The sequence below is a fragment of the Bradyrhizobium oligotrophicum genome, assembly GCF_051168495.1.
GTDB lineage: Bacteria > Pseudomonadota > Alphaproteobacteria > Rhizobiales > Xanthobacteraceae > Bradyrhizobium > Bradyrhizobium oligotrophicum_A.
In genome coordinates, this window is sequence record NZ_JBNPVB010000002.1 from 451,871 (window position 1) to 465,779 (window position 13,909).

General features: G+C 67.9%; 9 protein-coding genes. 1 reads left to right on the forward strand and 8 read right to left on the reverse strand.

Features of this window, described 5'->3' with window-relative positions:
* Window positions 1-79: 79 nt before the first annotated feature.
* Genes ACQR1B_RS05615 through ACQR1B_RS05630 form a run of 4 tightly spaced genes read right to left on the reverse strand, consistent with a single transcriptional unit; the run spans window position 80 to window position 4,690 of the window.
* On the reverse strand, window positions 80-472 hold the full coding sequence (locus ACQR1B_RS05615) for an MAPEG family protein (protein ID WP_434834278.1): 393 nt from the start codon (window positions 470-472) through the stop codon (window positions 80-82).
* A 27-nt stretch (window positions 473-499) separates the two neighbouring features.
* A complete protein-coding gene (locus ACQR1B_RS05620) occupies window positions 500-1,582 on the reverse strand; it encodes a lipocalin-like domain-containing protein (protein WP_434834277.1) in 1,083 nt (360 codons plus the stop codon).
* Complete coding sequence (locus ACQR1B_RS05625; RefSeq protein ID WP_434834276.1) at window positions 1,572-4,034, reverse strand: FtsX-like permease family protein; 2,463 nt, start codon at window positions 4,032-4,034, stop codon at window positions 1,572-1,574. Before ACQR1B_RS05625 ends, ACQR1B_RS05620 begins: the two co-directional genes overlap by 11 nt.
* A complete protein-coding gene (locus ACQR1B_RS05630; protein ID WP_434834275.1) occupies window positions 4,031-4,690 on the reverse strand; it encodes an ABC transporter ATP-binding protein in 660 nt (219 codons plus the stop codon). The genes ACQR1B_RS05625 and ACQR1B_RS05630 overlap by 4 nt, the downstream gene beginning before the upstream one ends.
* A gap of 259 nt (window positions 4,691-4,949) precedes the next feature.
* Between ACQR1B_RS05630 and ACQR1B_RS05635 the strand changes: the two genes are divergently transcribed.
* Window positions 4,950-6,254, forward strand: a complete 1,305-nt coding sequence (locus ACQR1B_RS05635; RefSeq protein ID WP_434834274.1) for an MFS transporter — start codon at window positions 4,950-4,952, stop codon at window positions 6,252-6,254.
* 323 nt (window positions 6,255-6,577) lie between these two features.
* On the opposite strand, the gene ACQR1B_RS05640 is transcribed toward ACQR1B_RS05635, so the two are convergent.
* The 4 genes from ACQR1B_RS05640 to ACQR1B_RS05655 all read right to left on the reverse strand — a co-directional run bounded on the left by ACQR1B_RS05640 (window position 6,578) and on the right by ACQR1B_RS05655 (window position 13,886).
* Window positions 6,578-8,296 carry an N-acyl-D-amino-acid deacylase family protein gene (locus tag ACQR1B_RS05640; protein ID WP_434834273.1) on the reverse strand — a complete coding sequence of 573 codons (1,719 nt, stop codon included), beginning with the start codon at window positions 8,294-8,296 and terminating at the stop codon, window positions 6,578-6,580.
* A 242-nt stretch (window positions 8,297-8,538) separates the two neighbouring features.
* Complete coding sequence (locus tag ACQR1B_RS05645; RefSeq protein WP_434834272.1) at window positions 8,539-10,494, reverse strand: acetyl-CoA carboxylase biotin carboxylase subunit; 1,956 nt, start codon at window positions 10,492-10,494, stop codon at window positions 8,539-8,541.
* A 17-nt stretch (window positions 10,495-10,511) separates the two neighbouring features.
* Window positions 10,512-12,128, reverse strand: coding sequence for an acyl-CoA carboxylase subunit beta (locus ACQR1B_RS05650; RefSeq protein ID WP_434834271.1), 1,617 nt, complete (start codon window positions 12,126-12,128; stop codon window positions 10,512-10,514).
* A 159-nt stretch (window positions 12,129-12,287) separates the two neighbouring features.
* Window positions 12,288-13,886, reverse strand: coding sequence for an AMP-binding protein (locus tag ACQR1B_RS05655; RefSeq protein WP_434834270.1), 1,599 nt, complete (start codon window positions 13,884-13,886; stop codon window positions 12,288-12,290).
* Window positions 13,887-13,909: the final 23 nt, after the last annotated feature.

The window sequence follows — 13,909 nt, forward strand, 5'->3', positions numbered from 1 at the left end:
ACGTCGACCCGCTGCGCAACAAACATCCGCCGGCGGCTATGGGTCCCTGCGTTCGCAGGGACGACGGCAGGGCGGCAGCCTAGCCATGCAGCATCCGCCACAGGATCGCGACGAGCGCGCCGACGAGCAGGACCGAGCCTGCCAGGGCCTGGACGCCGAAGCCGGGGCCGCGCTTCGCGGCGTCCTTGCTGTAGGCCACCATGTACATCGCGCGGCCGGCGATCCAGACCAGGCCGATCAGTGCGGCGATGACGTCGCTGATGTAGATCGCGAACAGCCACAGCGCCGGCACGAAGATCGGCAGCCATTCCAGCGTGTTCATCTGCACGCGGAAGGCGCGCTCGAAATCGGCATTGCCGGTGGTCGCGGGCGCCTTGACGCCGAACCTGGCACGGGCCTGCGCGACACGCACGGCCATGTAGAAATACAGCATCAACGCCAGCACGGTGACGAGTGCGGTGAAGTGATACATGCGCGATTCCCCCCTTGTGAGGGCCTTCTAATAGCCGGTCAGCTCGAGATAGCCCACCCCCGTGTGGCTGCCCTTGATGCTGATCGGGCCCTCCCAATACGGCACGCGCGTGCCCATCCAGGCCCTGGCGTTGAGCGGCGCGGTGTCGATGGCGATGCCGAGCGCCGATATCGCGACGCGCCAGCCGACCGGCAGCTTGCGCTCGCCGATTGCGACGACCTCCGTCGGAGTCATTGCGATGCCCTCGGGACCAAGCGCGCGCGACGTGCCGTCCGCCGTGATCCAGGTGCCGGAGGTGTAATCGCCGTTGCCCTGCCGCATCCGATACAGCATCAGCTTCTCGCCGCCGGACAAATGCAGCGCGAACCAGTCCCAGCCGCTCTGGTCAGAAGCCAGAGGCTGACTGCTCCATTCGCGATCGAGCCACGCCTGCCCCGTGACCTCGACCGGCTGATCGTCGAAGGTGAGATGGCCGCGGGCGCGGTAGAACGGCTGGCTGTAGTAGTAGGACGCCTGGCCGCGCTCGGATTTGCGGCTGTAGCCGCCGATGCCCTGCAGCACCACGGGACGATCGGTCTCCAGATGCAGCGCGTAGGAGAAGTCGGACGCCGCTGCCGTCATGTCGAGCGGCGTCAGCGCCTGATCGTCGGTCGCGGCCGAGCCGCGCAATTGCCAGTTGTCGATCCAGGCCTGGAACGGCGTGGCCTCGACGCCGGCCTGCCCGACGCCGCCGCGCGCGTACTTCTCGGTCGCGCGATGGCTGTCGGCGCGGGTGACGGCGGCATGCGCCATCCACAGCTGCTGATTGTCAAACCCTTCGCCCTGCGGCCCCGGCCGCGCCGCCGAGCGGAACAGCGTCCATTGCAGGCCATAGGCCTTGCCGCTGGAGTCGCTGAGATTCGCGGTGACGTACCACCATTCGATGCGCAAATCGTTGTGCGGGCCGTGGTCGGCCGGGAAGCTGAAGGTCTTGCCCGGCACGACAGGCGCAAAGCCGTCGGCGCTGTCGCTGAGGCCGGCAAAGCCCTGCGCGCGGGCGATGCGTGGCAGCGCCAGCAGGCCGAGGCCGCCGATCAATCCGCGCCGCGAGAGGGTGGCTCTAGCGCTCAATGGTGAAGGTCCTCACAAGATCGGCCGGCTGCATCCGCGCCAGCCGCAGCACCGGCAGCAGCGAGGCGATCAGCGCCGCAAACAGCGTGACGATCAACAGCCTGATCAGCTGCAGTGGAAACACGTCGAACGGCAGCCGCCAGCCGAACGCTTTCACATTGACGATCGCGATCAGGCACCAGGCCACCACGAGCCCGAGCGGCAGCGCCAGCAGCGCGGTGAGACCGGCGAGCGACAAGGTCTTCAACAATTCGACCTCGGCCAGCCGCCGCCGCGTCAGCCCGATCGCCCACAACGGCGCGAGCTGCGGCAGCCGCGAATTGGCCAAGGTGAGCAGGCTGGTCAACAGCGCGATCGCGGCGACGCCGAGCGTGAACGTGTTGAGCGCGCCGGTCACTGCAAAGGTACGGTTGAAGATCTGCTTCGACTCCTGCTTGATCGTTGCCTGGTCGACGACGTTGCGGCCGTCGAGCCCGAATGTGTCGGTCAGAGCCGTGATCAGCCCCGGGACATCGGCGGCCGCCGCGCGCACCGCCATGCGCGTCATCGGCGTCGCCGGGAAGCGCCGGGTCAGCGCGGCGACGTTGACGGTGACCTGTCCCTTCGGATTGCCGTAGTCGGCATAGATGCCGGCGACATTGATGTGCCAGTCGCCGGTTGGCGCGGGAATGTCCAGGCTGTCGCCGAGCGAGAGATTGAGCCGCCGCGCCAGCTGCTCGCTGACGAAGCCGGCATCGCCGCGCACCAGTTGCTTCCACGCGTCGTCGCCGGCCTGCAGCAGCGGCCAGTGGTCGCGATAGGTGTCGTGATCGGGCAAGCCGAGCACGTCGATCGGCGCACCAGCCAGTTGCGCCTCCGCGCGGCCGCCCGGCAGCACCGCCTGCACCTCGGGCCGCGCGCGCAGCCAGGCCTGAAGGTCGCGCGCCTGCGCTTCGTCAGCCGCGCTGATGTAGATGTCTGCGGCAAGCCGGCCGTCGAGCCAGACCAGGAAGGTGCGGCTGAAGGTCTCCACCATGGTCGCGACGCCGACATTGACGGCGAGCGCCATCAGCAGCGCCATCAGCGCCAGCGACAGGCCCGATATCTGCTGGCGGCTGTCGGCCCAGAACCATTGCGCCAGCGCCCCGCGCGCGCCGCGCTCGCCGAGCCGCAGTACGAGTTGCAGCACGGCCGGCAGCAGCAGCGCCGCGCCCAGCATCAGCGCGGCGAGCACGCCGAAGCCCGCAAGCAGCGACTGTCCGAACCACAGCAGCAGGCCGGCGCCTGCGAAGAAGGCGAGCGCGACCGCGCTCTGCAGCCGCAGCCAGCGCCGCTGCGCCTCCTGCCAGGCGTAGGGCAGCGCGGTCGAGAGGATCGGCAGCCGCATCGCCTTGATCAGGCTGGTGGTGGCGGCCACGAGCGCGCCGGCGACGCTGATCACGAGGCCCGCGATCCACCATTCCGGCCGCAGGTTGAGTTCGCCCGGCACCTGCGCGCCATAGAGACCACGCAGCGACGCCGCCACGTTCGGCAGCAGCGCCGCGGCAATGACATAGCCGCAGACGAGACCGACGAGGCCCGCCACCAGCGCGAAGGCGATGAGCTCGCCGATCAGCACGCCGTTGAGCTGGCGCGCCGAGACACCGCAGGCGCGCAAGGTACGCAGCACCGGCAGGCGCTGTTCGAAGGCGAGGCCGATGGCGGAGTTGACGATGAACAGGCCGACCACGAACGAGAGCAGGCCGAACGCGGTGAGGTTGAGATGAAAGCTGTCGGTCAGCCGTTCCAGGTCGGTCTCGGCTTCTGGCTGCACCAGTTGCAGCCGGCCGGCTGCAAACTCCCGCAACGGCGGCAGCTTGGCTGACATCTTGCCGACCAGCAGCCGCGAGATCTGGCCGGGCTTGCCGAGCAGCCGCTGCGCGTCGCCGATGTCGACCACGAGCACGCCGGGCGCGAGCTGCTGTTGCGCCATCAGCGGCGGCAGTGCGGCGTCATTGCTGAGCCGGGGCGCCGCGCCGTTTTTCAGTCCGAGATCGTCCAGCGTCTCCGGCGAGATCAGCGTCCGATGCGGCGGCGTCAGAAACGCCTCGAGCTCGCTGCGCCCGACCGTCGGTGCGTCGCCGACCTCCTTCGGGATACTGAACGGCTCGATGCCCAGCAGCCGGATCGAGCGGCCGTCGATCTGCACGCGGCCTTCGACCACGGGCGACACCGGCCAGCCGGCGCGGCGCAACTCGGCGAATACGCTCGAGGGCAGCATCCTGCCGTCGGTCGCGACCAGCATCGGCGTGCGCGCGCCGCCGAAGATCGCCGCTGCCCGGTCATACGAGCTGCGCGCCTGCTGATTCAGGGCCTGCACGCCGCTCCACAGCGCGGTGGCCGAGATCAATCCGATCAGCAAGGTCGCGAGCTGCATCGGATGCCGGCGCCAGTGACTGAGCAGCACGGCCAGAACCCACAGCGCGCGCCTCATGCGACGCGCCCGGCATGCAGATGAACGTGGCGGTCGAGCATCGCGGCCAGCCGCGTGCTGTGCGTCACCATCAGGAAGCCGCAGCCGGTGCGCGCGACGAGGTCGCGCGTCAGCGCCATCACCTCGTCGGCGGTGTCCTCGTCGAGATTGCCGGTCGGCTCGTCGGCGAGCAGCAGGACCGGCTTGACGGCCAGCGCGCGGCCGATCGCGACGCGCTGCTGCTGGCCGCCGGACAATTGCTCGGGATAGCGCTTGAGCAGCGTCTTCAGTCCGAGCCGCTCCACCAGCTCGGCATGCCACGCCGGATCGTGGCGGCCGGCGAGACGGGCCTGGAAGCTGAGATTGTCCTGAACCGACAGGCTCGGCACCAGGTTGAACTGCTGAAACACCAGACCGAGCCGGTCGCGCCGGATCGCGGCGCGCTTGGCGTCGTCGAGCGCGCCGACCGATGCGCCATCGAGCAGAATTTCGCCGCCGTCGGCCGCATCGAGCCCGGCAATGAGATGCAGCAGCGTGCTCTTGCCTGAGCCGGATTCGCCTGTCAGCGCCACGCGTTCGCCGGAGGTAACGTCGAGGTCGACGCCACGCAGGACTTTGATCGGCTCACCGCCGGATCGGTAGGACTTTGTGAGGTGACGGACGCTGAGCACGAGCATGATCGAGGTTGTTGCGTCACAGCATATCAGGAGCAGACGCGAACATCACCTGCGCGTTCCCTCCACGGCGCTGGTCATGTGATCACATCTCTCTCGTGACGCGGTTGCGGGCCTGCCGCCCTGCAGCCATTGGAGGCGGATTCTCGCGTTGCAGCAACGACTTGCGCGTCACGCCGGTTGCTTGTCCGGCCGCTTCGTTGGTAGCATCGTCGAAACGCCCGGACGACAGGGGCGGATCACAAAAGGACGGGGAAGGACCATGGCCGCGCCAATGTCGCTCGAAGCCCGCGCAAGCTCGCCGTCCACGCCGAAGGGCGCCTGGAAGATCACCTTCCTGCTGTTCCTGTTCATGCTGGTGAACTTCGCCGACAAGATCGTGGTCGGGCTCGCCGGCGTGCCGATCATGACCGAGCTGAACCTCGACGCCGAGCAGTTCGGCCTGCTCGGCTCGTCGTTCTTCTTCCTGTTCTCGATCTCGGCCATCATCATAGGCTTCGTCGTCAACAAGGTGCCGACGCGCTGGGTGCTGCTGGTGCTGGCGCTGATCTGGGCGGTGGCGCAATTCCCGATGGTCGGCACCGTCGGCTTCACCACCTTGCTGGTCTGCCGCATCATTCTCGGTGCCGGCGAAGGTCCTGCGGCGTCGGTCGCCGTGCACGCGATCTACAAATGGTTTCCGGACGAGAAGCGCGCGATGCCCACGGCGATCCTGTCGCAGGGCTCTGCCTTCGGCGTGATCCTTGCGGTGCCCGCGCTGAACTTCGTGATCGTGAACTACGGCTGGCACTATGCGTTCGGCGCGCTCGGCATCGTCGGCCTGATCTGGAGTGCAGCGTGGCTGTGGCTCGGCCAGGAGGGACCGCTGGCCGAGATCGAGACGGCCGCATTGCGCGAGCAGCGTGTGCCCTATCTGCGATTGTTGACCTCACGCACCTTCGTCGGCTGCGTCGCCGCGACCTTCGGCGCCTATTGGGCGCTGTCGCTGGGGCTGACCTGGATGACGCCGTTCGTGATCAAGGGCCTCGGCTTCTCACAGCAGCAGGCCGGCTTCATCTCGATCCTGCCCTGGATCTTCGGCGCCTGCGTGGTGCTGACCACGGGCTTTCTGTCACAGTTGCTGATGGCGCGCGGCGTCTCCACGCGCATGGCCCGCGGCGTGCTCGGCGCGACGCCATTGATCCTGGGCGGCATCCTCCTCGCGTGCATGCCGCATGTGGAAAGCGCGACGGCGCGGATCGCGCTGCTGGTCGTCGGCGGGGGCCTGTGCGGATCGATCTATGTGGTCTGTCCGCCGATGATCGGCGAGTTCACGCCGGTGACGCAGCGAGGCGCCGTCATGGCGATCTACGGCGCGCTCTACACGCTCGCCGGCATCATCGCGCCGGTGGTGATGGGCAGGATGATCCAGACCTCGGAGAGCGTGCTCGAAGGTTACCTGTCCGGCTACACCATCAACGCCGTGATCATGGTGCTGTCCGGCCTGCTTGGCCTCGCGCTGTTGTGGCCGAACACCGAACGCGCCCGCCTGCACGCGCAGCAAGGTGTGGCGCCGGAATTCGCGTGAACTGTCGCTGCGCAACGTTGATCGCCAGCCCTCTACGAGAGGCCCCGTCGGCCGTTGGCGTCGCGCCGGTCTACACCGACACGGGCCTTACAACCGGTGTCGTCCCGGGCAAGTCCGACAACGCGAAAGCGTTGGCGGACGCCGACCCGGGATCCATACGCCGCGGCGGTCGTGGCCGGGCGAGATGGAGCCGGTATCGTGCCCCGAACAACTCCCTGGGGTTATGGGTCCCGGATCGGCGCGCGCGTACCGCGCACTTGTCCGGGACGACACCTGAGGACTTGATGGCCGCTCGGGCCTGACAGCCAAGTAAGATCGAGCCTTCAATGCACGCCGGCCCGTGCGCCCCTGACCAGCCGCCCCGGCCGTGCCCCCGTGGCTTCGCCGTGCCGGCGCGTCACCACGCCGGAGACGATGGTGGCCTCATAGCCGTCGACCTGCTGCATCAGCCGGCGGCCGCCGACCGGCAGGTCGTAATGCACCTTGGGCGGATGCAGATGCAGCCGGTCATAGTCGATGACGTTCACATCCGCCTTGTAGCCGGGCGCGATCAGGCCGCGATCGTCGAGGCCGACGGAGAGCGCGGTCTTGCGCGACTGCGCGGCGACGACGAAAGGAATTGACAGCCTGTCGCCGCGCTTGCGGTCCCGCGTCCAGTGCGTCAGCAGATAGGTCGGGAAGCTGGCATCGCAGATGATGCCGCAATGCGCGCCGCCGTCGCTGAGACCGGGCACGCTCCTGGGATCGCGCAGCATCTCATATGTGGCGTCGAGATTGCCGTCGGCATAATTGAGGAACGGCACGTAGAGCATGCCGCGGCCCTGGTCCGACAGCATCGCATCATAGGCCAGTTCCTCCGGCCGGCAGCCGCGCGCACGTGCCTGTGCGCCCAGCGCCTGCTCCGGCGGTTGCTCGTAATCCGGCGGATCGCCGAGCAGGTACATCTTGTCGTAGTTCGGCTTGAAGAACAGCGGATCGTCGGTGGCGCTGGCCTGCTCGCTCAGGATCGCCGCGCGCACTTGCGGATCGCGCATCCGAACGACGCGCTCCGCCAGCGGCAGATGCGCGATCGCCTGGTAGCTCGGATGCGTCTGCAGCGGGTTGCGCGACAGCTCGAGCCCGAGCAGCAGCCCGACCGGGCGCGCCGCGATCTGTGCCGTCACCGACAGGCCGCGCGCGGCGGCCGCGTTGATCTCGGCCAGCGTCTGCCGCCAGCGCTGCGGCGCGCGGTCGTTCTGCGTCACCGAGAACGAGATCGGGCATTTGGTCTGCTCGGCGATGCGCAGCATCATCGGCAGGTCTTCGTGGATGGTGGAGATGTCGAGCACGAATTGCAGCACGCTGCGGCCGGCGCCGTGCATGGCCTGCGCGATGGTCGTCAGCTCGTCCTCGCCGGCCTTGAGCGTCGGCGTGTAGTCGCCGGTCGATGTCCGGTGATTGAGCGTGCGCGAGGTCGAGAAGCCGAGCGCGCCGGCGGTGACCGCATCGCGCGCCAGCGCCGCCATGGCGCGGTTGTCCTCCGCTGTGGCCGGATCGCGCCGTGCGCCGCGCTCGCCCATCACATAGACGCGCAGCGCCGCATGCGGCAATTGCGCGCCGATGTCGAGATCGAACGTGCGTTTGCCGAGCCATTCCATGTAGTCCGGAAAACTTTCCCATTCCCAGGGAATGCCGGCTTCGAGCACCGGCTCGGGAATGTCCTCGACGCCCTCCATCAGCTGGATCAGCCGCTGATGATCGGCGGGCCGGCAGGGCGCGAAGCCGACGCCGCAATTGCCCATGATCGCGGTGGTGACGCCGTTTTGCGACGAGGGCGAGATGTCGTGGCTCCAGGTGACCTGACCGTCATAATGGGTGTGGACGTCGACGAAGCCGGGCGTCACCAGCTTTCCTTTCGCGTCGATCTCCTCGCGGCCGCTCACGCCGACCTTGCCGACCGCGATGATGCGGCCGTCCGCGATCGCAACATCGGCCTCATGGAGTTCGCCGCCCGAACCGTCAGCAATGGTTCCGCCGCGGATCACGAGATCTGGCTGCGTCATGGCGTGTCTTCCCCGGTCGTCATTGTTGTGGGGGTATCATCGGCGGGACGGCGATGATGTCAACATGCGGGAAGAGGCGGCGGCGTTGCGCCGGCGCCGATGTTGGAAACCGCAATGACGTCGCCCGCATCCGGGACGAGTTGTAACGGGCAAGCCACGAGATGTGGCCTCACAGGCGCTGCGACCAGCCGGTCGTGGCTTCGCGCAGATCTGGCCCGCAACCCAGCCGCTCGGTCCAGCAATCACCCCGCGATCTCCGCCACGATACGGCCCGTGGTCACCTGGTCGCCCTCGGATACGTCGATCGTCGCGACCGTTCCGGCGATGCCGGCGGCGTGGACGTGCTCCATCTTCATGGCTTCGAGCGTGACGACGGGCTGTCCCACCGCGACGCGATCGCCCGGCTTCACCAGCACCGCGACGACGCGACCGTTGAGCGCCGCGCGGACTTTGCCATCGCCGCCGGCAACGGCCGCGGACTGCGGCGCGGCCAGCGTCAGATCGCGCAGCGCCAGCGTCTGGCCCCGATGCTGAACGAACAGCCGGTCACCGTCTCGCACGAAGCGCAAACTCTCCGCGATGCCGGCGTGACGGACGCGAAGCGTATCGCCTTCGAACGCCATGACATCGAAGCGATGCTCGGCCCCGTCGTAGGCCACGCAATAGCTCCCGTCGCGCTCGCGCAGCAGCTCGCACTCCCTCACCTCGCCGCCGATCTCGAAGCGGAGCGGCGTTGCAAAAGCCGCCGCCAACGAACGGCCGCCGCGGACCGGATGCGCCAGCGGGTGGCTGACCGAGAGCAGCAGCGCGGCGAGCGCGATGGCCTCTGCATCGACGGCCGCGGCGCGCAGTTCGTCCCGATGCGCGCCGATGAAGGCGGTGGTGGCCTTGCCCGCCGCGAAGGCCGGATGCTGCAGGCATGATAGCAGGAAGGCCTGGTTGGTCGTCACGCCCAGCGCGGCGGCCTGCTCCAAGCCGGCAATCAGCCTTGCCCGCGCTTCGTCCCGGGTAGCGCCATGGCTGATCAGCTTGGCGATCATCGAGTCGTAAAAGGGCGGAATCTGCGCGCCGGACTCCAGCGCATGCTCGACGCGGATCGCACCCGGCATCCGCCACAGCGCCATCCGACCGGATTGCGGCATGAAGTCGTTCGCCGCATCCTCCGAGCAAAGCCGCACCTCGATGGCGTGGCCGTCGAGCCTGATCTCGTCCTGGCGCAGCGGCAGCGGCTCACCGGCGGCGACGCGCAGCTGCCACTCGACGAGGTCGAGGCCGGTGAGCGCCTCCGTCACGGGATGCTCGACCTGCAGCCGCGTGTTCATCTCCATGAAGTAGAACTGGCCGTCGCCGTCGAGCAGGAACTCCAGCGTGCCGGCGCCCTCATAGCCGAGCGCCTTGACCGCCTGCACCGCCACCGCGCCCATGCGCGCCCGCAGCTCCGGCCCGACCGCCGGCGACGGCGCCTCCTCGATCAGCTTCTGATGCCGCCGCTGCACCGAGCAGTCACGCTCGCCGAGATGCACGGCGTTGCCACTGACATCGCCGAACACCTGGATCTCGATATGGCGCGGATTGGCAATCGCCTTCTCCAGGATGACGGTGCCGTCGCCGAACGCAGCCGCAGCTTCCGAGCGCGCGCTGCGCAGCAGATCGGGGAACGCAGCCGCATCCGTCACCAGCCGCATGCCGCGGCCGCCGCCGCCGGCAACCGCCTTGATCATGACCGGAAAGCCGATACGCCGCGCCTCGCGCAACATCGCCTCGTCACCCTGATCCTCGCCTTGATAGCCGGGCACGCAGGGCACGCCGGCGCAACTCATGATCACCTTGGCGCCGGCTTTGTTGCCCATCGCCTTGATCGCCTCGGGCGACGGACCGATGAAGACCAGCCCGGCCTCCCTGCAGGCCTTCGCTAAGTCTTCGTTCTCGGCGAGGAAGCCGTAGCCGGGATGCACGGCGTCCGCACCGGTCGCCTTGGCGGCCGCGATGATCGCCGCGATGTTGAGATAGGACTGTGCCGGCGGCGGCGCACCGATGCGGACCGCCTGATCGGCAAGCCGCACATGCGGAGCGTCGGCATCGGCGTCGGAATAGACCGCCACCACGCCATAGCCCAGCCGGCGCGCGGTGCGCATAACGCGCAACGCGATCTCACCGCGGTTGGCGATCAGCACTTTGTGGAACGGCCTGCGCGACATCGTCTGCCTCTCTCCACTCATGGCCGGGCCACCGAGAACTGCATGCGCTGCGGTTCACGCGCCTCCGCCTCGCGGCAGACCGCCAGCACCTCCGTGAGCACGGCGCGGGTGTCGCGCGGATCGATCACGCCGTCGTCGAGCAGGCGCGCCGAGGTCGCGAACACGTCCATCTGGCTGTCGAACACGCCGATGATCTGCGCCTTCATGGCGTCGAGCTTGTCGCGCTCGACCGGCTTGCCGCGGCGTGCGGCGGCCGCTTCCGTCACGATCGCCATCGTCTCCGCGGCCTGCTCGCCGCCCATGACCGCCGTCTTGGCATTGGGCCAGGAGAAGCAGAAGCGCGGATGGAAGCCGCGGCCGCACATGCCGTAATTGCCGGCGCCGAACGAGGCGCCGCAATAGATCGTGATCTGCGGCACCGTCGCCGAGGTCACCGCCTGGATCATCTTGGAGCCGTGCTTGATCATGCCGGCCTCCTCATAGGCGCGGCCGACCATGTAGCCGGTGGTGTTGTTGAGATAGAGGATCGGCGTGCGGCTCTGGCAGCAGGCCTGGATGAAATGCGTCGCCTTGTTGGCGCCGGCCGGATCGAGCGGGCCGTTGTTGGTGACGATGCCGATCGCCTGGCCTTCGATGCGGGCATGGCCGCAGACCGTGGCCGGGCCGTAATTCGGCGACATCTCGACGAAGTCGCTATCGTCGACGATGCGCGCGATGACCTGGCGCATGTCGACGGGGCGCTTGTGGTCGAGCGGCATGATGCCGAGCAGCTCGTCCTGGTCGTAGCGTGGCGGCTTCGCCGGGGATGCGTCATGCGGCGGCCGATCCCAATTGAGCTTGCCCATGATCTCGCGCGCGATGCGCAGCGCATCGCGGTCGTCCTCGGCGAGGTAGTCGCCAAGGCCGGAGATCGCGGTGTGCATCTCGGCGCCGCCGAGCTCCTCCTCGGTGGCGATCTCGCCGGTGGCAGCCTTCAGCAGCGGCGGTCCGGCCAGGAACGCCCGGGTCCGGCCGCGCACCATGACGATGTAGTCCGACAGGCCGGTCTGATAGGCGCCGCCCGCGGTCGACGAGCCATGCGTCACCGTGACGACGGGAAGGCCCGCCGCCGACAGTCGCGCCAGGTTGCGAAAGATGTTGCCGCCGCGGACAAAATCCTCGACGCGGTAGCGAAGGAGATTGGCGCCCGCGCTCTCGACCAGCTGCAAATAAGGCAGCTTGTTCTCCAGCGCCAGCTCCTGCACCCGCAGCGTCTTGTCGAGCCCATAGGGCTGCAGCGCGCCGGCATCGATGCCGGAATCATTGGCCGAGACCATGCAGCGCACGCCGGAGACGAAGCCGATGCCGGCGACGACGCCGCCGCCCGGGACGCTCCTGGCCGGATCCGGCGTGTCGAACATGTAGCCGGCCAAGGTCGACAGTTCCAGGAACGGCGCGCCGGGATCGAGCACGAGCGCGACGCGCTCACGCGGCAGCAACTGCCCGCGCTGGTGAAAGCGGTCCTTCGCCGCGGCGGACGCATTGCGCGTCCGCGCCTCGAGATCGCGCATCCGCGCGATCAGCCCGAGCATGCCGTCGCGATTGGCCTGGAAGGCCGCGCCGGTGGGAGAGATGGTGTTGTCGATAATGGCCATGGGCAACGATCTCGCTATTAATCGTCATTCCGGGGCTCGCGAAGCGCGAGCTACGACGCGCATTTGCGCGTCGGAGAATCCATAACCACGATCGTGAGTATGGATTCCGGGCCTGGCCCTTGGGGCATCCCGGAATGACGATGGAATTTGTGGCACGCCTCACGCGCTCGTCGCCGTGAAATGCTCGCCATAGGCCTGGCGCAGCTCGACCTTGCGCAGCTTGCCGGTGGCGGTCATCGGCATCTCCTCGAGCACGCGCACCAGCTTCGGCACCTGGAAGCCGCCGAGCGATTTGCGGCAATGCTCGAGCAGCTCGGTCTCGCTTGCCTGCGCGCCGGGCTTGAGCTTGACGAAGGCCGAGACCGCCTCGCCCCATTGCGGATGCGGCAGGCCGACTACGGCGGCGTTCTGCACCGCCGGATGCGCCAGCAGGGTCTCCTCGATCTTGACCGAGGCCACGTTCTCGCCGCCGGACTTGATCATGTCCTTCTTGCGATCGAGGAACAGCACCTCGCCCTTGTCGATGACGGCGAGGTCGCCGGTGTGGTGCCAGCCGAACTTGCGGGCCTCCTCGGTCGATTTGGGATCCTTGTAGTAGCCCATCATCACGTTGGGCCCGCGATGCACCAGCTCGCCGATCTCGCCCGGTGGCAGCAGATGGCCGGCATCGTCCATGATGGCAGTCTCGTTGACGAACAGCGACTCGCCCCAGTAATTGCCGAACCGGTTGAGCTGCACCTCGGGGCGCGACATCGTCGTCGCCGGATACATCTCGGTCTGGCCGCTGGTCAGCACGAAATTCGGGCACAGCTCCTTGATCGCGCGCTCCAGCAGCGGCCGGCTCATCGGCGCCATCGTGTAGAGGCAGGTGCGCAGATGAGAGAGATCGAACTCCTTGCGGCGGGGATGATCGAGGATCGCCTGGTACATCAGCGGCAGGCCGACGAACACGGTGAGGCGGTCGCGCACGATCGCCGCCATGCAGGCGACCGGGTCGAAGCCGCGCATCAGCGCCATGCGGCCGCCGACCGAGAGATAGCTCAAGAGCAGCACATGGCCGGCGCAATGGAACAGCGGGAACTGCCCGGTGATGCCGTCGTCGCGCGACAGCTGCATCTCGATGCAGTTGCTCATGACCGCCATGACGACCGCGAGATGGCAATGCATCGCGCCCTTGGGCCGCGACGTGGTGCCGGAGGTGTAGATGATCATCGCGAGATCGCGATCGTTGATCTCGATCTCCGGCTCGATCTCCGACTGGCCCTGGATGAGGTCGTTGAAACTGGCGAGCCCGGCGTCCCTGGCCGTGCCGGTGAGGTCGACCGCGACCAGCTCGACGCCGCGTTTCTCCAGCGCCGCACGGCGCTCCGGCTGGGCGTGCAGATTGTCGTCGATAACAGCGAAGCGGACTTCGGCGTGGCCGAGGATGTAGTCCATGTCGGCCGGTCCGAGCATGGTATTGACCGGCACCCAGACGAGACCGGCGCGATGGATGCCGAACAGCGCTTTGACGAACTCGACCGAATTGTTGCAGACCGTCGAGATTTTCTCGCCCGGCTTGAGCCCCTTCGCCACGAGATAATTGGCGAACCGGTTGGCATCGCGCTCCAGCTCGGTGAAGGTCACCTGCCGGCCACCATCGGTGATCGCGACGCGATCCGGAAACCGCCGCGCCGCGCGCTTCAGGAGATCGCCGATGGCGACCCGGCCGATCCGGCCCGGCCCGACTACGCCGCCGGTGGCATCGAGGTTGGTCATGGCTTTAGTCCCTCTCCATCCGC

What these genes read in the sequence shown, in the direction of transcription:
- ACQR1B_RS05650 (WP_434834271.1), bottom strand. Translation starts at nt 12,128, where the DNA reads ATGGCCATTATCGACAACACCATCTCTCCCACCGGCGCGGCCTTCCAG.
- ACQR1B_RS05630 (WP_434834275.1), bottom strand. Translation starts at nt 4,690, where the DNA reads ATGCTCGTGCTCAGCGTCCGTCACCTCACAAAGTCCTACCGATCCGGC.
- ACQR1B_RS05635 (WP_434834274.1), top strand. Translation starts at nt 4,950, where the DNA reads ATGGCCGCGCCAATGTCGCTCGAAGCCCGCGCAAGCTCGCCGTCCACG.
- ACQR1B_RS05640 (WP_434834273.1), bottom strand. Translation starts at nt 8,296, where the DNA reads ATGACGCAGCCAGATCTCGTGATCCGCGGCGGAACCATTGCTGACGGT.
- ACQR1B_RS05655 (WP_434834270.1), bottom strand. Translation starts at nt 13,886, where the DNA reads ATGACCAACCTCGATGCCACCGGCGGCGTAGTCGGGCCGGGCCGGATC.
- ACQR1B_RS05615 (WP_434834278.1), bottom strand. Translation starts at nt 472, where the DNA reads ATGTATCACTTCACCGCACTCGTCACCGTGCTGGCGTTGATGCTGTAT.
- ACQR1B_RS05645 (WP_434834272.1), bottom strand. Translation starts at nt 10,494, where the DNA reads ATGTCGCGCAGGCCGTTCCACAAAGTGCTGATCGCCAACCGCGGTGAG.
- ACQR1B_RS05625 (WP_434834276.1), bottom strand. Translation starts at nt 4,034, where the DNA reads ATGAGGCGCGCGCTGTGGGTTCTGGCCGTGCTGCTCAGTCACTGGCGC.